This window comes from Corynebacterium sp. Z-1 (genome assembly GCF_031844665.1).
Taxonomy (GTDB): domain Bacteria; phylum Actinomycetota; class Actinomycetes; order Mycobacteriales; family Mycobacteriaceae; genus Corynebacterium; species Corynebacterium sanguinis.
Map to the genome: position 1 here is coordinate 517,203 of NZ_CP134621.1, position 17,828 is coordinate 535,030.

Annotated in this window: 18 protein-coding genes; 12 read left to right on the forward strand and 6 right to left on the reverse strand. The window is 64.4% G+C overall.

Going from position 1 to position 17,828, the window contains the following annotated elements; translation table 11 throughout:
• The first annotated feature begins 103 nt into the window (after nucleotides 1-103).
• Complete coding sequence (gene manA, locus RIU96_RS02450; protein WP_259898373.1) at nucleotides 104-1,192, forward strand: mannose-6-phosphate isomerase, class I; 1,089 nt, start codon at nucleotides 104-106, stop codon at nucleotides 1,190-1,192.
• 60 nt (nucleotides 1,193-1,252) lie between these two features.
• Here the strand turns inward: manA and RIU96_RS02455 are convergent, their stop codons facing one another.
• Nucleotides 1,253-1,447 carry a hypothetical protein gene (locus RIU96_RS02455; protein WP_136651715.1) on the reverse strand — a complete coding sequence of 65 codons (195 nt, stop codon included), beginning with the start codon at nucleotides 1,445-1,447 and terminating at the stop codon, nucleotides 1,253-1,255.
• A gap of 338 nt (nucleotides 1,448-1,785) precedes the next feature.
• On the opposite strand from RIU96_RS02455, the gene RIU96_RS02460 reads away from it, so the two are divergent.
• From RIU96_RS02460 to RIU96_RS02475, 3 genes are all read left to right on the forward strand, one after another.
• Nucleotides 1,786-2,964, forward strand: coding sequence for an IS1249 family transposase (locus RIU96_RS02460; protein ID WP_144780175.1), 1,179 nt, complete (start codon nucleotides 1,786-1,788; stop codon nucleotides 2,962-2,964).
• A 537-nt stretch (nucleotides 2,965-3,501) separates the two neighbouring features.
• On the forward strand, nucleotides 3,502-5,151 hold the full coding sequence (locus RIU96_RS02465; RefSeq protein ID WP_136650214.1) for a glutaminase: 1,650 nt from the start codon (nucleotides 3,502-3,504) through the stop codon (nucleotides 5,149-5,151).
• 9 nt (nucleotides 5,152-5,160) lie between these two features.
• On the forward strand, nucleotides 5,161-6,336 hold the full coding sequence (locus RIU96_RS02475; RefSeq protein WP_136650213.1) for an alpha-amylase family protein: 1,176 nt from the start codon (nucleotides 5,161-5,163) through the stop codon (nucleotides 6,334-6,336).
• Here the strand turns inward: RIU96_RS02475 and RIU96_RS02480 are convergent.
• Nucleotides 6,333-7,664, reverse strand: coding sequence for a M20/M25/M40 family metallo-hydrolase (locus RIU96_RS02480; RefSeq protein WP_136650212.1), 1,332 nt, complete (start codon nucleotides 7,662-7,664; stop codon nucleotides 6,333-6,335). The genes RIU96_RS02475 and RIU96_RS02480 overlap by 4 nt on opposite strands.
• A gap of 93 nt (nucleotides 7,665-7,757) precedes the next feature.
• Between RIU96_RS02480 and RIU96_RS02485 the strand changes: the two genes are divergently transcribed.
• The 4 genes from RIU96_RS02485 to RIU96_RS02500 all read left to right on the forward strand — a co-directional run bounded on the left by RIU96_RS02485 (nucleotide 7,758) and on the right by RIU96_RS02500 (nucleotide 10,966).
• Complete coding sequence (locus RIU96_RS02485) at nucleotides 7,758-8,348, forward strand: TetR/AcrR family transcriptional regulator (RefSeq protein WP_311205093.1); 591 nt, start codon at nucleotides 7,758-7,760, stop codon at nucleotides 8,346-8,348.
• Nucleotides 8,349-8,417: 69 nt separating this feature from the next.
• The gene (gene bioB / locus RIU96_RS02490) at nucleotides 8,418-9,431 is read left to right on the forward strand and encodes a biotin synthase BioB (RefSeq protein ID WP_259884665.1); all 1,014 of its coding nucleotides are present in this window, start codon (nucleotides 8,418-8,420) and stop codon (nucleotides 9,429-9,431) included.
• A gap of 1 nt (nucleotide 9,432) precedes the next feature.
• Complete coding sequence (locus tag RIU96_RS02495) at nucleotides 9,433-9,675, forward strand: biotin synthase auxiliary protein BsaP (protein ID WP_311205094.1); 243 nt, start codon at nucleotides 9,433-9,435, stop codon at nucleotides 9,673-9,675.
• A 112-nt stretch (nucleotides 9,676-9,787) separates the two neighbouring features.
• A complete protein-coding gene (locus tag RIU96_RS02500; protein ID WP_144780175.1) occupies nucleotides 9,788-10,966 on the forward strand; it encodes an IS1249 family transposase in 1,179 nt (392 codons plus the stop codon).
• A gap of 122 nt (nucleotides 10,967-11,088) precedes the next feature.
• Here the strand turns inward: RIU96_RS02500 and RIU96_RS02505 are convergent, their stop codons facing one another.
• The 3 genes from RIU96_RS02505 to RIU96_RS02515 all read right to left on the reverse strand — a co-directional run bounded on the left by RIU96_RS02505 (nucleotide 11,089) and on the right by RIU96_RS02515 (nucleotide 13,293).
• Nucleotides 11,089-11,292, reverse strand: coding sequence for a cold-shock protein (locus RIU96_RS02505; protein WP_136650208.1), 204 nt, complete (start codon nucleotides 11,290-11,292; stop codon nucleotides 11,089-11,091).
• A gap of 170 nt (nucleotides 11,293-11,462) precedes the next feature.
• Nucleotides 11,463-12,275, reverse strand: coding sequence for a hypothetical protein (locus tag RIU96_RS02510; protein WP_311205095.1), 813 nt, complete (start codon nucleotides 12,273-12,275; stop codon nucleotides 11,463-11,465).
• Nucleotides 12,276-12,285: 10 nt separating this feature from the next.
• Nucleotides 12,286-13,293 (reverse strand): App1 family protein phosphatidate phosphatase, encoded by a 1,008-nt coding sequence (locus tag RIU96_RS02515; RefSeq protein WP_170228622.1) that lies wholly within the window; start codon nucleotides 13,291-13,293, stop codon nucleotides 12,286-12,288.
• Between the two features lie 57 nt (nucleotides 13,294-13,350).
• Here RIU96_RS02515 and amn point away from each other — a divergent pair, with 57 nt between their 5' ends.
• Genes amn through RIU96_RS02535 form a run of 4 tightly spaced genes read left to right on the forward strand, consistent with a single transcriptional unit; the run spans nucleotide 13,351 to nucleotide 16,791 of the window.
• Complete coding sequence (amn, locus tag RIU96_RS02520) at nucleotides 13,351-14,742, forward strand: AMP nucleosidase (RefSeq protein ID WP_186365386.1); 1,392 nt, start codon at nucleotides 13,351-13,353, stop codon at nucleotides 14,740-14,742.
• On the forward strand, nucleotides 14,742-15,677 hold the full coding sequence (locus tag RIU96_RS02525; protein WP_136650205.1) for a Sir2 family NAD-dependent protein deacetylase: 936 nt from the start codon (nucleotides 14,742-14,744) through the stop codon (nucleotides 15,675-15,677). Before amn ends, RIU96_RS02525 begins: the two co-directional genes overlap by 1 nt.
• 5 nt (nucleotides 15,678-15,682) lie before the next feature.
• Nucleotides 15,683-16,270 (forward strand): HAD family hydrolase, encoded by a 588-nt coding sequence (locus tag RIU96_RS02530; protein WP_136650204.1) that lies wholly within the window; start codon nucleotides 15,683-15,685, stop codon nucleotides 16,268-16,270.
• Entirely contained in the window at nucleotides 16,267-16,791 is a 525-nt protein-coding gene (locus RIU96_RS02535) for a gamma carbonic anhydrase family protein (RefSeq protein WP_136650203.1), read from the forward strand. Before RIU96_RS02530 ends, RIU96_RS02535 begins: the two co-directional genes overlap by 4 nt.
• On the opposite strand, the gene RIU96_RS02540 is transcribed toward RIU96_RS02535, so the two are convergent.
• Nucleotides 16,747-17,814, reverse strand: a complete 1,068-nt coding sequence (locus RIU96_RS02540; RefSeq protein WP_136650202.1) for an ROK family transcriptional regulator — start codon at nucleotides 17,812-17,814, stop codon at nucleotides 16,747-16,749. The two genes, RIU96_RS02535 and RIU96_RS02540, sit on opposite strands and share 45 nt — an antisense overlap.
• Between the last annotated feature and the right edge of the window lie 14 nt (nucleotides 17,815-17,828).

Sequence of the window (17,828 nt, forward strand, 5' to 3'; positions counted from 1 at the left end):
AAAACCATGTGTCACCTCTGCTCGCCACTGGGTAATCGGTGTAGGGTGGAGGAGCACTTTCTGTTTAGTGCGCTGATACGCGTCCCACCAACGGAGGATCCTCGTGGCCCTGAAGCTCACCGGAACGATGCACACCTACGAGTGGGGCCACGAGGAACTCATCGCGGGCCTGCAGGGGCGCACACCTTCCGGTCAGCCCGAGGCGGAGCTGTGGTTTGGCGCGCACCCGAGCGCCCCTGCGCTGACGAGCGAGGGCCCACTCGACGAGGTTATTGAGCGCGAGTCCGGTAAGCAGCTGCCATTTTTGGTGAAGCTCCTCGCGGCGAAAAAGCCGCTGTCGTTGCAGGCGCACCCGTCGCTCGAGCAGGCCCGCGAGGGCTTCGCCCGCGAGAACGCCGCCGGCATCCCGCTCGATGCGCCCCACCGTAATTACAAGGACGACAACCACAAGCCGGAGCTGCTCATCGCCCTGACTCCGTTTCGCGCGATTGCCGGTTTCCAGCCCATCGAGCGCACCCTCACGCTGCTGCGCACCTTCGACCTGCCGCAGCTCGCCGAGTTGGAGCGCACGCTTGACGACGCCTCCCTCAACACCGCCGATCGCCTCGCCCGCGCGTTGAAGCTAGCGATGACCGTGGATGCCGCCGAGGCGGTGGCGCAGCGCGCGGCCGAGCTCGCGGCGGGGGACTCGGAGTGTAAAGGCACCGCCGCCAACCTGGCGTTCATCGCGCGGGAGTACCCCGGCGACAACGGCGTGGTTGCCGCGCTGCTGCTCAACCACGTTTCCCTCGAGCCCGGTGAGGCACTGTTTCTCGCTGCCGGCAACCTGCACGCCTACCTGTGCGGGATGGGCGTGGAGGTCATGGCCAACTCGAACAACGTGTTGCGCGGCGGGATGACCAGCAAGCACATTGACTCCGACGAGCTGTTTTCGGTCCTTAAGTTCGTCACCCTGGATAACCCGACGGCGCAGCTTGTCGACGGCTCCTTCAACGTCCCGGTCGACGATTTCAGCGTCTCCCCGACATCTGGCGGCGAACCCGTCGCCGGCCCGGCCATCGTGATCAATACTGCGGGTGAGCTGGCGGTTGGCGACGTTAGGCTCGGCCCCGGCGAGGCGTCGTGGGTTGGCGCGCACGAGGGGTGCGTGCCGGTCGAGGGCGTCGCCGCGGCAGGTTTTGTGGTGAGGTAGCAGGAACGCAAAAACCGCGCCCCGTTAGCGGGGCGCGGTTGAAGCTGTAGCTAGCTGAGCTTACTGAGCAGCAGCGGTGGTGGTTGCAGCTTCCTTAGCGGAGCTGCCAGCCTCGATCTTGGAGGACAGGCCCTCGAGGGCGGAGGAGCCCTTGGAGGAAGCGGTTTCCAGGAGAGCCTGGAAGTCGATGGAGGAGGAGAGCTGCTTGAGGCCGGACTCGAAGAGGCCAACGATGAGATCTGCGATGAAGGACATGGTGTGTTTCCTTTCGGGAGGGTGTCGGTTGAACGCTTGCAAAGATATAACGAGACTTCGCCGTAACACTATGTACTTTCGTACCCTCTTCGACCCGCGTGGTGATCCGCGCGGGGAACGAAAGTGTAAGAACGCAGATGAGGGCCATAGAGACATGAAAAAACCGCAACCATTTGGGGTTAAGGGTCAAAAAGTGTGTCCGGAATCGCCGATTTTCGGTGGTTGACCTGTAGGTTTCAGGAAAGTATATGCTCCGGAAGCATATATCCGGCCTCAGGCCGGGACATCCACGGTGTGGCAGCCGTGATGTGCTATGCGCGACGTGGTGTGGTGTCGCAATGTCAAAGAACCAACCACGCTGCCACTGCGGCGCAGTGATGAAACGCAACGGCACCACCAGCAAAGGCACCACCAGGTGGCGCTGCAAACAATGCGGCGCCTCCAGCGTCAAACGTCGAAACGACATCACCAACGCGGCAGTGTTCACCCAGTTCATCGAGCATTGCACCACCGCAATCTCACTGGACGACCTAGCCAAACGAAACGGCGTCAGCCGCGCCACAATGAAGCGGCGCTTCAAGTGGTGCTGGCTCGCTGATGTGCCTGACCCCACCGCCGGCCACGACAAGAGGATCTACGACCAGATCTTCCTCGACGGCACCTACACCGCCGGCGGCTGTCTGATCGTCGCGGCGACGATCGACCACGTGATTGCCTGGCACTGGTGTAAACACGAAACCACGCGCGACTACCAACGACTTCTCGAGCGCATCGAAGCCCCACTTATCGCCGTTATCGATGGCGGCCAGGGAGCCTACAGCGCAATCAAGAAGTGCTGGCCGACTACGAAAATTCAACGCTGCCTCGTCCACGCCCAACGCGTTGTACGCCGCTACACCACCACCAACCCACGCACCGATGCCGGACGCACCATCTATCGACTTGCGCTGAAGCTAACCCGGATCACCACCCTGGACGAGGCAGCGCAATGGGGTGCGCAACTGCACGAATTCTCCACGATCTACCGGTCATGGATGGACGAGAAAACCCTGATCAAAGACCCCAAAACCGGTGCATGGACCCGCGTGTGGACCCACCCCAACGTGCGCAAGGCCTACAACAGCCTCAACCACCTCTTCCGGTCCGAGATGCTGTTTGTCTACCTCACCCCACCAGAAGGTGTGCTGGAGAAACACCGCATTAAATCCACCACCAACAGCCTGGAGGGCGGCATCAACGCCCAGCTCAAACTGCTCGCCAGAACCCACCGGGGCAGATCCGGTGAACGACAACGCCGCATGCTGGATTGGTGGCTCTACCTCAAAACGGAACTGCCTGACGATCCAGTACGAATCGCCAGGCAGTCCGACTGGGGCCAGGGCCAACTCGCCAAAGTATCCACCCTGACCCGAAACGAGAACCAAGCCGACCACGAAACAGGACGACCAGCCCTCTACGACAACGCTATCGACACCGACTACACCCACTCAATCGGCATCCAGAAAGGCCAAATCTAACCCCCATGCGACACGCCGAGCCAGACACACTTTTTGACCCTTAACCCACCATTTGGTTGCGGTTTTTAGCTCTCGGCCGGTCTTAGAGGACGACGGAGGAGAGCTCGGAAGACAGGTCAACCGGAAGGACGACGAGCTGCTTGAGGGTGGTGTTGAGGAACTCGATGAGGTTCTGGAAGATCTCGATCATGATGATTTCTCTTTCTGTCTATTGCTTGTTCGGACGCTTTTCACTTTAGGAAAGTTTTGGCCCTACAAGAAATAGGCAAACCAAATTAGTGAGTAAAAAATGTTAGAGGCACCTTAGTATGCGGCGTTACATAATTTCCGAAATTGACAGAATTGTTGGATAGTTCCTGTACGAAGCCCGCGTGCGGGGGCACCCGCTCTCAGGTTTGCTGTGAGAATTTTCCCAGAAATAGCCGCTGTATAGGTATTATCTCTTTCCGGAACTTCCTCGAAACCTACCCCATTCCGGGGGTATTTGGTCCTCCCGTGCCCCGCCGGGAAACGCTCATCCGCGCGTACCATGGCGACATGCCGACGCCTGTACCCGAGTACCTCAACAGAATCCTTGACCTCGTCCGCAACGAAGACGGCGGCGAGGTAGCTGACTACATCGAGGACTTAAGCAACGCCGACCCAGACAAGCTCGGCCTGGCGCTGTGCACGACTTCCGGCCACCTCTACTCGGTCGGCGACGACGACTGCGAGTTCTCGATCCAGTCCATCTCCAAGCCGTTTGCCTACGCGCTCGCCTTGGAAGAGCTTGGCCCCGAGGAGGTCCACCGGATTGTGGGCGTTGAACCCTCGGGTGACGCGTACAACGCGATCTCCCTCGACGAACACAACCGCCCCTCGAACCCGATGATCAACGCCGGTGCCATCGCGGTGAACCAGCTCATCAACGGCGCCGACTCCTGCGTCGAAGATCGCGTGGAGAAGATCCGCGCGTTCTTCTCCCAGCTCGCCGGCCGCGATCTGCGTATCGACGAAGACCTAGTCGAGCACGAGCTGGAGACGGCCGACCGCAACATGGCGATTGCGCACCTGCTCAGCGAGTTCGACGTTGTCAACGACGTGCCCTACGATGCCGTGAACTCGTACACGCAGCAGTGCTCGATCATGGTCACGGTCAAAGACCTCGCCCTCATGGCCGCGACGCTGGCCAACGGCGGGGTGCAGCCGATCACGGGCGAGCGCGTGCTGTCCTCCACGGCAAGCCAGGTCACCCAGGCAGTGATGACCTCGGCCGGGATGTACGACGGGTCCGGGCGCTGGATGGTGGACGTTGGTATTCCGGCGAAGTCGGGCGTCGCGGGAGGGCTCATCGGCACGATGCCGGGGCAGTTGGGCATAGCGTCGTTAAGCCCAAGGCTCAATGAGCAGGGAAACTCGGTGCGAGGGGTGAAGATCTTCAAGGAGATCTCCACCACCCTCGGGCTCAACTTGATGGGCTCGGACTACTACTCCGCGCCCGGCATCAAGGCCGTGCTGCGGCGTGAGGACGCGACGGTGGTGCAGCTTCAGGGCATGATCAACTTCGCGGCCGCTGAGAAGATCCTCCACGACTTGGAGGAGTACCGCCTCGTGGGTTCTGCGCTCGTGCTTGATGTGTCGCACGTGACCTCGTTCAATAAGGCGGGCCGCCTGCTGATCAAGGAGGGCGTGCGTTCCATCCGCGACAACGGCTACGACGTGTCCATCTACGACCCGGATTCCGCGATGCCGGACTACGAGTTCTCCGACGGCACGCATCTCGAAGCGGTCAAGGACTTCTCCACCTCGTTCACTATCGACGTACCGCGCGACAAGGTCTACGAGGCGATTACCCAGCCGAACCAGTGGTGGGAGGAAACCATCGAAACCACCGACGGCTCCGCTGGCGAGAAGGGCGGGGAGTTCCGCTTCGACAACGATGAGCAGTACGCGGAGTTCAGCGTCGCCGAGGCCCGCGCCGGGGACCGCCTGGTGTGGCACGTGGAGCCGTCGGGAAGCGACCGCGAGGACAAGCAGTGGAGCGACACCGACCTCATCTTCGACCTCGAAGATGCCGACGACGGCTCGACCAAGGTCACGTTTACCCACCGCGGCATGCACGAGCAGGAGGAAAACTACGACAAGATCGCTAAGGCGTGGGAAAAGCGCCTGTCTGACCAGCTCGAACCGCTGATCCGCGACAGCTAAGGAGTGCTGATGACCACCGCTGACACCATCTGGTGGCACGTCTACCCGCTGGGGGCCACCGGCGCGCCGATCCGCAACAGGGTCGAGGGGGACGCGGACCACCGCCTGCGCACACTCGGCCCCTGGCTCGACTACCTCATCGAGCTCGGCTGCAACGGCCTGCTCCTCGGGCCGATCTTCGAGTCCGTCGGGCACGGCTACGACACGCTTGACCACTACGCCATCGACGCGCGCTTGGGCACCGACGAGGACTTCGACTGGCTGATCGAGCAGTGCCAGGCCCGTGGGATCAACGTCATGCTCGACGGGGTATTCAACCATGTGGCGCGCACGCACCCGGCGGTTCAAGACGGCCTAGCCGGCGACACCGATTGGGAGGGCCACGGCGAGCTCGCCACCCTGCACCACGACGATCCGCGCGTGCGCGACATGGTCACCGACATCATGTGCCACTGGCTGCGCCGCGGCATCGCCGGCTGGCGCCTCGACGTCGCCTACTCGGTGCCGGCAGATTTCTGGGCGGATGTCCTCGCCCGAGTTCGTGCTGAGTTCCCGGACGCGATGTTCCTCGGCGAGGTCATCCACGGCGACTACGCCGGGATCGCGACCGCGGGCACGATGGACTCCGTTACGCAGTACGAGCTGTGGAAAGCACTCTGGTCCTCGCTGCATGACGCGAACTTCTTCGAGCTCGACCACGCCCTTGGCCGCCACCAGGACATCGCGCAGCGGGTCCTGCCCAACACGTTCGTGGGCAATCACGACGTCGACCGCATCGCCTCGAAGATCGGCCAGGACAAGGCGGTCATCGCGACGGCCCTGCTGCTCACGCTGCCGGGCATGCCGTCGATCTACTACGGCGACGAGCAGGGCTTCGTGGGCCTGCGCACGGAAGGCTTCGAGGCCGACGATGCGGTACGCCCCGAGCTGCCGGCCACCCCGGCGGAGCTCTCCGAGCTCGGGTGCTGGATCTACGCCGAGCACCAGGCGCTCATCGGGCTGCGCCGCCGCCACCCCTGGCTAACGCGCGCGAGCGTAGAAGTCACCGACTTAAGCAACGAGACCATCTCGCTGCGCTGCTTCACCGACGAGCACGAGCTGCTTGTCGACGCCTGGCTGACGTCCCCGGTCGGCGTGCGCGTGCACTCAGGCGGCGAGACGCTCTACGAGTTCTCTGGCTCTTAGGCGCCGATAAAGCGCTTTACCAGCGAGCGGTACGCCTTGACCGTGAGCTCCACGTCGGCGACCTCGACGTACTCGTCGTGGGAGTGGAGCAGGTCGAGGACGTCGCCAAGCGTGCGCCCGCGGTGGTGGAGGGCGAAGCCGTAGCCCACGCCGCCTTTGCGACGCCCAAAGCGCAGGTCGGAGCCGCCGGCGGCGATGGTGGGAACCACGGGCGCGTCGTCGAAGAACCCGCCGATGGTGTCCACGATGGCGTCGTAAAGCGGGCCGGAGGCGGGCGAGACGGTGGCGTCCTCGGTGATGAGATGCTCGATGGTGACGTGCTCGGCCAGGTCGCCGAGCGCCTCGCGCAACGCGGCGTCGATGTCCTCCTGGGTCTGACCCGGTAGCGGCCGGATATCGAGCTCGAGGTAGGCCTCTGAAGGCAGGACGTTGATGGCGCGGCCGGCGCGCAGCACCGTCGGTGCGATGGTTAGGTGGCTCATCGCGTGCGAGTAGCGGGCGAGATCGCCCAGTGAGTCGAACGATGAGCCGCCGATGAGCGCCTGCTGCGTGGCGTCGTCGAAGCGGAAGGCGCGCACGTAGCCCTCCCACAGCTCGTCGCTGATCACGTCGGGTTCCATCGCCGCGATACGCCGCGCGACCTCAGCGATGAGCCCGACGGTGAGTTCGCGGCCGTAGGGCGTAGACCCGTGGCCGGCATCTCCGTGGACGGTCAACCTGCGCTGCGCTGCGCCCTTCTCGCCGACGACGACGACCACGGCGTCGCTGCCGTCGGCCACGGGCAGGTGGCTGCCGCCCTCTTCGGAGAGGCAGTTGCGCCAGCTAAACGCGTCCGGTTCGTGCTCGGCGATCCACCCGGCGCCGAGCCCGCCGCGGGCCTCCTCGTCCGCGCAGCCGACGAACGTCAGGGTGCCTTTCGGGCGGTTTGCCGATGTGGCAACCTCGCGTGTGACGGCCGCCATCGCGGCGGTGATGTAGAGCATGTCCGTGGCCCCGCGGCCGTAGATCCGCCCGTCGACCTCCTCGGCGCCGAAGGGGTCGCGCGTCCACTTGGCCGGGTCGACGGGCACGACGTCGGTGTGGCCGAGCAGCGTGAGCGGCTCCGCGTCTGCGTCGGTGCCTTCAACCGTGAAGGCGATGGAGACGCGGGACGGGTGCGGCTCGAAGCGCTGCACCCGCACGCCTGTGCCCTCGAAAAAACGTTCCAGCGTGTTGGCGTTGCGGACTTCGTTTCCGGAATCGGCGGTGAGGTCGTTGACGCAGGCGTTGCGGATGAGCTCTTTGAGCAAAGTGACAGTTGTCTCAACAAGGGGGGTGTCTTGATTCATTGCAACGAGTGTAGTTTCGATGGGTGGCGGATTCTTTATATGCGTAACGGTGCATTTAATATCGTTGATTACGAGCAACTGGAAGGTAGGAACGTGGCGAGACGCGAAATGAGCACCGATCCGCGAGCAGTGCGCACCCGCGCGACGCTGATTCAGGCAACGATCGTTTTGCTGAAGACGCACCGCGCGGAGACGCTGTCGGTGTCTCAGATTGTCAAGACCGGCAACCTGAGCCGACAGGTGTTCTACGAGCACTTTGCCGACCGCGACGCACTTTTGTTCGCGGCGGCGGAGAAGATGATCGAGCCGGCCCTCGAGTGGACCTACACCGCGTCGAATGAGACGAAGCTGCTGCAAAAGATCGTGGAAGCCCTGAATCAGACCGCGCGCTCCTACGGCGATTCGTTGCGCAACCTATGCGACGGCCCGATCCACTGGCAGGTCCATTCGCTCGCCGTGCAGCGCATGTGGCCGATCATGGAAAGCGAGATTGCGCAGCGGTTGAATGAGACGGGCCACCAGAAGCCTGACGAGCACATCCGCTGCACGGCGGAGTTCGTGGCCAGTGGCGTCGTCGAGCGCCTCACCGCGGCGGTGCGCGACCAGAAGAGCCTGGAGGACGTGCGCAGGGACTTAGCGATGGTTTGCGATACGCTCAGTGCCTTGGATTACGGCACTCCGTAGCCGATTCTTGAACACCGTTTAATGAGTTTGGGATATAGTGTTGCCAACCTAATTGAACGGAGTTCAACCATGAGCGCACCCAGCACCCTCGACACCGCACGCACGAAAGTCCTCGAGCGCGGCGAGGGCCTTAGCGAGGCCGAAATCCTCGAGGTCTTAAGCATTGACGACGAGCACCTCACCGAGCTCCTCGAGCTCGCCCACGAGGTGCGCATCAAGCACTGCGGTGTCGAGGTCAGCTTGGAAGGCATCATCTCGCTCAAAACCGGCGGCTGCCCCGAGGACTGTCACTTCTGCTCCCAGTCCGGCTTGTTCGAATCTCCCGTGCGCGCGGTGAGGCTCAACATCGAAGAACTTGTCGAGGGCGCGCGCCAGTCCGCCAAGATGGGCGCGAGCGAGTTCTGCATTGTCGCGGCGGTGAAGGGCCCCACGGAGCGCCTCCTCGACCAGGTCAAAGACGCTATCGCGGCGATCAACGCAGAGGTAGACATCTCCATTTCCGCCTCCCTGGGCATCCTGAGCCGCGACCAGGCCCGCCAGCTGCGCGAGATGGGGGTGAGCCGCTACAACCACAACTTCGAAACGGCGCGTTCCTTCTTCCCCAACGTGGTCACCACCCACACCTGGGACGAGCGCAAAAACACCCTCGAGTTCGTCCGCGCCGAGGGCATGGAGGTCTGCTGCGGCGGCATCATCGGCCTCGGCGAGACGCTCGAGCAGCGCGCGGAGTTCGCCGCCCAGCTCGCCGAGGTTACACCCCACGAGGTGCCGATGAACTTCCTCGACCCCCGCCCCGGCACCCCCTTCGCCGACCGCCCCTTGGTGCCCCAGGGCGAGGCGCTGCGCGCGGTCGCCGCGTTCCGGCTTGCCATGCCCACCGCGCAGCTGCGCTTCGCCGGCGGCACTGAGCTCGCGCTCGGCGACGACGGCACCGAGAAAGGCCTGCTCGGAGGCGCCAACGCGATTATCGGCGGCAACTACCTCACCACCGCCGGCCGGCCAATCGAGGCCGACCGTGACGCCGTGGACCGCGTGACCAGCCTCGGTATCCCCGCGGTCTACGACACCATCAAGGCCCTCTAGCGTGCGAGCGCCCGAGAGCACCGAGCTTGCCGACGCCATCCTGTCCGGCGCGGCGCACTTCACCCACCCACAGGGACGCGACTGGGACGTGCCGCGCATCTGCCCGCTGTGCCAGCGCCGCATGGTGGTCAAGCTCAACCCCGTCGGCTGGGAAGCAACGTGCTCGCGCCACGGGTTGTTCCGCTCGGAGTGGCGGGTTAAGGGTCAAAAAGTGTGTCCGGAATCGCCGATTTTCGGTGGTTGACCTGTAGGTTTCAGGAAAGTATATGCTCCGGAAGCATATATCCGGCCTCAGGCCGGGACATCCACGGTGTGGCAGCCGTGATGTGCTATGCGCGACGTGGTGTGGTGTCGCAATGTCAAAGAACCAACCACGCTGCCACTGCGGCGCAGTGATGAAACGCAACGGCACCACCAGCAAAGGCACCACCAGGTGGCGCTGCAAACAATGCGGCGCCTCCAGCGTCAAACGTCGAAACGACATCACCAACGCGGCAGTGTTCACCCAGTTCATCGAGCATTGCACCACCGCAATCTCACTGGACGACCTAGCCAAACGAAACGGCGTCAGCCGCGCCACAATGAAGCGGCGCTTCAAGTGGTGCTGGCTCGCTGATGTGCCTGACCCCACCGCCGGCCACGACAAGAGGATCTACGACCAGATCTTCCTCGACGGCACCTACACCGCCGGCGGCTGTCTGATCGTCGCGGCGACGATCGACCACGTGATTGCCTGGCACTGGTGTAAACACGAAACCACGCGCGACTACCAACGACTTCTCGAGCGCATCGAAGCCCCACTTATCGCCGTTATCGATGGCGGCCAGGGAGCCTACAGCGCAATCAAGAAGTGCTGGCCGACTACGAAAATTCAACGCTGCCTCGTCCACGCCCAACGCGTTGTACGCCGCTACACCACCACCAACCCACGCACCGATGCCGGACGCACCATCTATCGACTTGCGCTGAAGCTAACCCGGATCACCACCCTGGACGAGGCAGCGCAATGGGGTGCGCAACTGCACGAATTCTCCACGATCTACCGGTCATGGATGGACGAGAAAACCCTGATCAAAGACCCCAAAACCGGTGCATGGACCCGCGTGTGGACCCACCCCAACGTGCGCAAGGCCTACAACAGCCTCAACCACCTCTTCCGGTCCGAGATGCTGTTTGTCTACCTCACCCCACCAGAAGGTGTGCTGGAGAAACACCGCATTAAATCCACCACCAACAGCCTGGAGGGCGGCATCAACGCCCAGCTCAAACTGCTCGCCAGAACCCACCGGGGCAGATCCGGTGAACGACAACGCCGCATGCTGGATTGGTGGCTCTACCTCAAAACGGAACTGCCTGACGATCCAGTACGAATCGCCAGGCAGTCCGACTGGGGCCAGGGCCAACTCGCCAAAGTATCCACCCTGACCCGAAACGAGAACCAAGCCGACCACGAAACAGGACGACCAGCCCTCTACGACAACGCTATCGACACCGACTACACCCACTCAATCGGCATCCAGAAAGGCCAAATCTAACCCCCATGCGACACGCCGAGCCAGACACACTTTTTGACCCTTAACCCGGAGTGGCTGCAGCGCTAACACGCAAAAACCGCCGCACCCCTTTTTCAAAAGGTGCGGCGGTGGTTCGTGAGCTCTTAGAGGGCTACGACCTGCTGGGCCTGAGGGCCCTTGGCGCCCTCGCCGACCACGTACTCGACCTGCTGGTTCTCCTCAAGGTTGCGGTAGCCGCTGCCCTGGATCTCGGAGAAGTGGACGAACACGTCCGCGGAGCCGTCGTTGGGAGCGATGAAGCCGAAGCCCTTGTCGCCGTTGAACCATTTCACAGTACCCTGTGCCATATTTTTACCTTCAAGTTTCTTCTGGTGATGCTACGAGTGGCAACATGATTCACTGCCACTGCGAGTCGAAAACGACTGTTAAATCCTTGCGAGCACGTGAATCTAGGGTTCAGCACTGTACAATAAATTGCGACTGCGCTTAAGCCTGTCACACTTTCGTCCCGGGGGAGCTATCGGGGGTGAATCTCTACCCCCAGCTGTTTGGCCAAAGCGGCCGTGAGCTGGTCCAGCGCCTCGATGGTGTCGGTGTCGGAACCGTCCGGTGAGCGCGCGGCGATGGCGACGCCGAGCGCGGTGTCGTCGACAGGCACGAAACCGAACTGGCGCGAATGCCACGACCCGTCTCGCCGGTCACCGCTCCAGCCGCCCTTAAACGCCGCGTTGTCGAACGCGCCAAGACCCCACTGCTGCTCGTCGACCACGTTGTACATCGCGACGATTACCTCGTTGTCTTCGTCGCGGGTGGACAGGTACCAGCCGTAGCGCGCCGCTGAGGCCAACGGCCACTCGGAGCGGCCAAACGCGGCATTCGCATTGATGGAGGCACCGGCCTCGGCGACCTCCTCTTCGACGTGCTCCGTGCCCACGCAGTCCAGGAGCGTGCTTGCAGAGTCGTTGTCCGACCACTCAATCGCGGCCTTGATCAAGGTATGCAAAGCCTCGTCGCTGACGTCGCAGTGTTCCTGGGCGGCCAACGCGATAGGCACTTTAACTGTGGACCACGACGGGAGGGTAGCGACGGTGCCGGTGTAGCCGTTGACGTGGCCGTTGTAAAGCGAAATGCCCAGCTCTGTGCCCGTTTCCTCCTCGATGGCATCAATGTCGTCGCGCAGGGCGCGCAGGGTGCCGGTGACGTCCAACACCTCGGGGGTAGCGTCCGTAGCGTAGGCGGGGGTAGGGGCGGGCACCGCCGCCGGGGTGCAGCCAGTGGCGAACACCAGTAGAAGAAGCGGGCTCACCCGAAGCGCCGCGCGCGTTATCACGGCGAAAATCCTAAACCGTGCTGCGCAGTTTGTCCCACTCAGATACGAGCGCGTAGCCATCGGTGCCGGAAATCGAGGGCGTGCCTTGGTAATTGCCGGGCTGCTGGATGGTGGTGGTGCTGCCGTGGGCAAGTATGTGCTCCGAGGGCGAGAGCTCGCGGATCGCCACCAGCTCCACCTTGTCGGGGTGCTCGAAGACGACATCGGAGTAGATCATCGGGTCGTGCTGGCCGTCGTCGCCCACCAACGTCCAGGTGATGTTGGGGAAATCGATGATCAGGTTGCGCAGCTGGACGCGCTTGTGTTCCGGGCCCGAGCGGAACAGGCCGGTCTGGGTCGGCCCCCAATCCGTCAGCAGGAGCGGGCCCCGCGGAAGACTGTGGCGGTCGATGAAGTCCACCAGGGTGTCGTAGGTGTTCCACGCACCCGTGGAGAGGTAAAACACTGGCTCCGACGACTCGCGCAGCGCCTCGAAAAACTGCGCCATGCCGGGCACGGGCTGGCGGGTGTTGGTCTTTTTCACCCATGAGTTCCACGCCGCGAGCGCCGCGCGTGGCAGCATCGTGACCATGATGGTGTCATCTACATCGGAAATGATCGCGCGGGTGACCTCGTCGGAAATGATGTGCACCGGTGCGGCCTCGTGGCTCTCGCCGAGGGCGACGCTGACCGTGGCGTCGTGCCAGCCGGGTTCTAGCCCGTGGCCGAGGATGAGAACCTCGAAGTAACCCTCGTCGTTGGTGCGGGCGTCGATACGCTGGCTGCCAAGCTCGACCGTGACGGGGGCGTCGGGCACCGGGGTAGTAACAAACTGCCGCCAGCCGCGCTGCACCGTGCTGTGTTCGTGGCTGTCTGCGGGATTGTGCATCAGCACCCTGCCCACCACGCGTGCGCGCTCTGGGCTGCCGTAGCCCGTAAACCCCGTGGCGCGCGGTTGCCAACCCGCGCGCGCGTGACGACGCACCTGGGAACGCACCAGGCGCCTTTCAGCTGACCACACAACATCCGCTAAACCCATGAGCACCAAGAATACTGGGGAGGGTCCACAGCGCGGGTTTTGAGTACGCTGGCGCCCATGGAGAGGGTCGAAAGCGTTGAAGAGAGCGTCGAGAAGCTAATCGAGCTCTATGAAGCGTCGTGCGATCTCGCGCGCGAGGTCATCGCATCGGGCGATTACTCGGGCTACGACGCCGTGCGGTACCCGAAGATCGCCGTTGAGGTCACGCAGTGGGTCCCGGTGGATCGTCGCGAGCCGTTTGGCTACGTCGACGAGGCGGGAACGTACAGCGCAACGCTGTCGCGCCCAGACCTGATGGCCTCCTACCTGACCAACCAGCTGCGCGCCCTGTGCTCCAACTACCCCTGCGAGATCCGCGTCGGCTACTCGGATACCCGCATCCCACCGGAGTACATCCGCGGCATCAAGGGCTTGAGCGAGGTGCGCGCCTCCTACGCCGATTCCGTCCCGCGCCCCACGCTTGACGACGTCCACGACGGCATCATCGACGGCGAGTGGGACTCTTTCCACGGCGCGGAGAAACCGCTGTTCCACTTCGGGCCGCAACGCTTCGACATCGCGTGCGCGCGCATCGAGCACTACACGGGCATCCCGGTAGATACGGTGCAGCGCTACATTCTGTTTACCAACTACGCCATGCACACCCGCGAGTTCGTCGCGTTCGGGCTGCGCGCGATGGAAAAGCCCGATTCCCGCTACACCCGCCTGGTGCTGCCCTCGGGCGAGGTGGAGCCGGGGGAGAACCCCGGCGACGTGGACCTCGGCTCTCCGCGCCAAATGCCGCGCTACGACCTGGTCACCGAGGACGGCGACGGTATCACCATGATCAACATCGGGGTCGGGCCGTCGAACGCGAAGACGATCACCGACTGCCTCGCCGTGCTGCGCCCGGAGGCGTGGATCATGATCGGCCACTGCGCCGGCATGGACGGGCGGATGCGCATCGGGGACCTGATTCTGGGCAACGCCTACGAGCGCCACGACAACCTTCTCGACGCCCACATCCGCCGCGACCAGCCCATTCCCGCCGTCCCCGAGATCCAGCGCACCCTGGAAAAGACCGTGGAGAGGATCTACGGCGAGGACCCCTCGCTGATGCGCACCGGCACCGTGCTGTCCACCGGGGACCGCAACTGGGAGTGGAAGTCGCCGCAGGAGCTGTGGAACTGGCTGCGCGGCTCCACCGCGGCCGCCGTGGACATGGAATCGTGCACCATCGCCGCCAACGGCTACCGCTACCGCGTTCCGTATGGCACCCTGCTCGCGGTGTCGGACCTGCCGCTGCACGCCGTGCCCAAGTTGCCGGCCGCCGCCCAGGCCTTCTACTCCAACTCGAAGGAGGCGCATGTGATGTGCGCGGTCAAGGCGATGGAGAAGCTGGCGAAGAACCCCGAGCGCCTGCGCACGCGCAAGCTGCGCCGCACGATCGGCGAAGTGCCGTTTCGCTAATGGAGTTTTCCGACCCCGCGGTGCAGATGGCGCACCGCAGCGCGATCCGTTCCATTGAGCGCGTCGTCGCCGAAACGGTCACGCCCACCGACCCGGTGCAGGCCCTGAGCCGGGTGGTGGGCATGCTGCGCGACCCGCAGGTCCTCGTGCTCACGGGCGCGGGCATGTCCACCGAGTCAGGCATCCCCGACTACCGCTCGCCGGGCGGGCGGCTGACCAAGGGGCGCCCGATGACCTACCAGGAGTTCGCGCACTCGCCGACAGCGGTGCGCCGCTACTGGGCCCGCGCTTTCGTCGGCATCCGCTTCATGCGGGCCGCCGCCCCCAACCGCGCCCACTTCGCGCTGGTGGAGCTGGAGCGCGCCGGGCTGATCAGCGGCATTGTCACCCAGAACGTCGACGGGCTGCACGTCGAGGCCGGCAGTGAGCGCGTCATCGCGCTGCACGGCGACATGGACTGCGTCGTCTGCCTCGACTGCTCCGCGCGCGAGCAGCGCGAGCTTTTCGACGCCCGCCTGACCGCCGCGAACCCCGGCTACGTTGAATCGGTCGTCGTCACGGGCTCGATGCTCAACCCCGACGGCGACGTCGAGCTGCGCGACAGCGACGTCGAGCGCTTCCGCATGATCGCGTGCAGCTCGTGCGGTTCGACGCGCGTCAAGCCCGACGTGGTCTACTTCGGCGAGAACGTGCCGCGTGAGCGCCGCGCGCGGGCGGCCGAGATGCTCGAGCACTCCACCGGGGTGATCGCCATGGGCACCTCGTTGGCCGTGATGAGCGGCTACCGGCTGGTACTCGACGCGCTTACCGCGGGCAAGAAGGTCGCCGTGATCAACGCTGGGCCGGGCCGCGCCGACCCGAAGGTCGACGTGGTGTGGCGGGCAAACGTCGGTGACGCGCTCGAGCTGATTGTCGACGCCCTCGGCTACGCTTAAGAGGCATGGACGCTCTACTCTTCGGGCTCTCCGGCGTTGCGTTGGAGCTCAGGACGCCCGCCGCGCTGGCGCGGGTGGAACAGGCGGCGGGTGCGTTGGACCCGGAGCGGTTCTGGGCGGTGTACAGAGACCTCCGGCCCTCCTACAACGTCGGCGACGTCTCCGATGTCCGCTGGTGGCAGCAGGTGGCCCTGCGCGCCGGGATCGATGACATCGACGTCCACGAGGCCGTCGCGGCGGATGTGGACACCCTTTTGGAACCGCGCCGTGCCGTGGTGGAGTGCCTGCTTGAGCTCGTCGACGCCGGCTGGACGTGCGGGATCGTCGACAACGCCCCGCCCGTCGTCGCGTCCCACCTGCGCAGCACCCACCCGTGGTTGGGCGAGCTCGACGCGGTGACCTTCTCCTGCGATATCGGCGTGGCCAAGCCGGACGCGGCCGCCTACCGGGTGGCGGTCGACGCGATGGGCGCGAAACTGACCTCGACCGTGTACTTCGACCACCGCGAGCAGTGGGTCGAGGCGGCCGCGGAGCTCGGGATGCGTGCGATCCTGTTCACCGACCCGGATGACGTAAGAAAGGCACTGGCGTGATTTACCGCTTCGAGTCGAAGACCCCGTCGATCCACCCGAGCGCGTACATCGCGCCGGAGGCAACGATCATCGGTGACGTCACCATCGGTGAGGACGTCAGCGTGTGGCCGGGGGCGGTGATTCGCGGGGACGTGGGCCCGATCCGGATCGGGGCGCGCTCCAACATTCAGGACGGCAGCGTCATCCACGTTGATACGGGCGGTGAGACGGTGCTTGAGGAGGACGTCACGGTCGGCCACCTCGCCATGGTCCACTCCTGTCGCATCGAGTCGGCCTGCCTGATCGGGATGAGCGCGACGGTGCTGTCACGCTCGCGCGTCGGCGAGGGCAGCATCGTTGGCGGGGGAGCGGTAGTGCTAGAGGGCCAGGACATTCCCCGCTTCAGCGTGGCGGCCGGGGTGCCAGCGAAGGTGCGTAAACAACTGGACGAGGCTTCGCGAGACGACCGGGTGCGCCACGCCGCGTCCTACGTGGAGCTAGGGCGACGCCACCGCGAGGGGCTCGCGGAGCACGAAGTCTAGGGCCACGGCGCGGGCGATGTCGCGCACCACCTCGCGGTGGGTCGGGATCATCCGCAGCTCGACGTCGATGCCTGCGCCGCGTACGCTGCGGGCGAAGGGCGCGGGGGCCAGTGGGTCGTCGATAAACGCGCTGCCGGCGACGACGATGGTCGACGGCGCGTGCTGCGAGCTGAGCTGCGCGGCGAGCTCGCCGAGCTGGTGGGCGCGGTCGTCGAGAGCGCCGCGCGTGGTGTGCTTGTGCGCGGAGTCGGTCACGGCGTCGCGAAGCGTGCGGATGCTCGGCTCCCCGATGGCGTCGATTAGCCCCTGCGTGGTCAGGTCGTCGCGGGTAACCGCGATGGGCAGCACGCCTTCCTCGGTGGCCAGCGCGCAGCCGATAGAGTCGTCGGCGAATAGCGCCAGGACGGCCTCGTCGTTAAGCGAGGGCGAGGATTGGATCTCGGAGCCGACGATCGCCGCGGCGGCCGAGGTGACCACGACGGGTACGGAGAATTGCTCGCGCAGCTGCGCGCCGATCTCCGCGTCGCGCCACCCGAGGTTCGGGGCGTAGACCTCGCCGTCGCCGGTGACGCTGCCGGAGGTGGTCACGCCCACGGTGGCCAGCGGGCGGCTTACACCTGTGGTCAGCCGGTTGAGCGTGGCCATGATGCGCTGGATGAAGTCGTCTTGGCTTTCGTCGGCGACCTCAACGTCGATGTCGACGCTGCGCACCGTGCGCCCCTTGAGGTCGAACAGCGCGATGTAGGTCGACAGGGTGCCCACGGCGATCCCGGCGTGCAGGGCGCGCGGTTCGGACAGCTCTAGCGGCACGGTGGGGCGGCCGCGCCCTGCGGCGCGGGTGAGGTCGGTGCGCTCGGTGACGTAGCCCGCTTTGACCAGGGCGGCGACGGCGCGGGTTATCGTGGGCTGGCTCAGGTGCGTGTCTTTAACGAGCTCGCTTCTCGACGTCAGCTCCCGCAGCCTGATCAGGTGCAGGCATTTTGCTGCCGGGCTCGACGGTCGGGAGAATGGAAACGAGCTCATAGTGAATATAATAG

Coding starts and splice junctions, on each gene's coding strand:
- amn (WP_186365386.1), top strand. CDS start 13,351: ATGGAGAGGGTCGAAAGCGTTGAAGAGAGCGTCGAGAAGCTAATCGAG.
- RIU96_RS02515 (WP_170228622.1), bottom strand. CDS start 13,293: ATGGGTTTAGCGGATGTTGTGTGGTCAGCTGAAAGGCGCCTGGTGCGT.
- RIU96_RS02540 (WP_136650202.1), bottom strand. CDS start 17,814: ATGAGCTCGTTTCCATTCTCCCGACCGTCGAGCCCGGCAGCAAAATGC.
- RIU96_RS02475 (WP_136650213.1), top strand. CDS start 5,161: ATGACCACCGCTGACACCATCTGGTGGCACGTCTACCCGCTGGGGGCC.
- RIU96_RS02500 (WP_144780175.1), top strand. CDS start 9,788: ATGTCAAAGAACCAACCACGCTGCCACTGCGGCGCAGTGATGAAACGC.
- RIU96_RS02465 (WP_136650214.1), top strand. CDS start 3,502: ATGCCGACGCCTGTACCCGAGTACCTCAACAGAATCCTTGACCTCGTC.
- bioB (WP_259884665.1), top strand. CDS start 8,418: ATGAGCGCACCCAGCACCCTCGACACCGCACGCACGAAAGTCCTCGAG.
- RIU96_RS02480 (WP_136650212.1), bottom strand. CDS start 7,664: ATGAATCAAGACACCCCCCTTGTTGAGACAACTGTCACTTTGCTCAAA.
- RIU96_RS02525 (WP_136650205.1), top strand. CDS start 14,742: ATGGAGTTTTCCGACCCCGCGGTGCAGATGGCGCACCGCAGCGCGATC.
- RIU96_RS02455 (WP_136651715.1), bottom strand. CDS start 1,447: ATGTCCTTCATCGCAGATCTCATCGTTGGCCTCTTCGAGTCCGGCCTC.
- RIU96_RS02460 (WP_144780175.1), top strand. CDS start 1,786: ATGTCAAAGAACCAACCACGCTGCCACTGCGGCGCAGTGATGAAACGC.
- RIU96_RS02530 (WP_136650204.1), top strand. CDS start 15,683: ATGGACGCTCTACTCTTCGGGCTCTCCGGCGTTGCGTTGGAGCTCAGG.
- RIU96_RS02505 (WP_136650208.1), bottom strand. CDS start 11,292: ATGGCACAGGGTACTGTGAAATGGTTCAACGGCGACAAGGGCTTCGGC.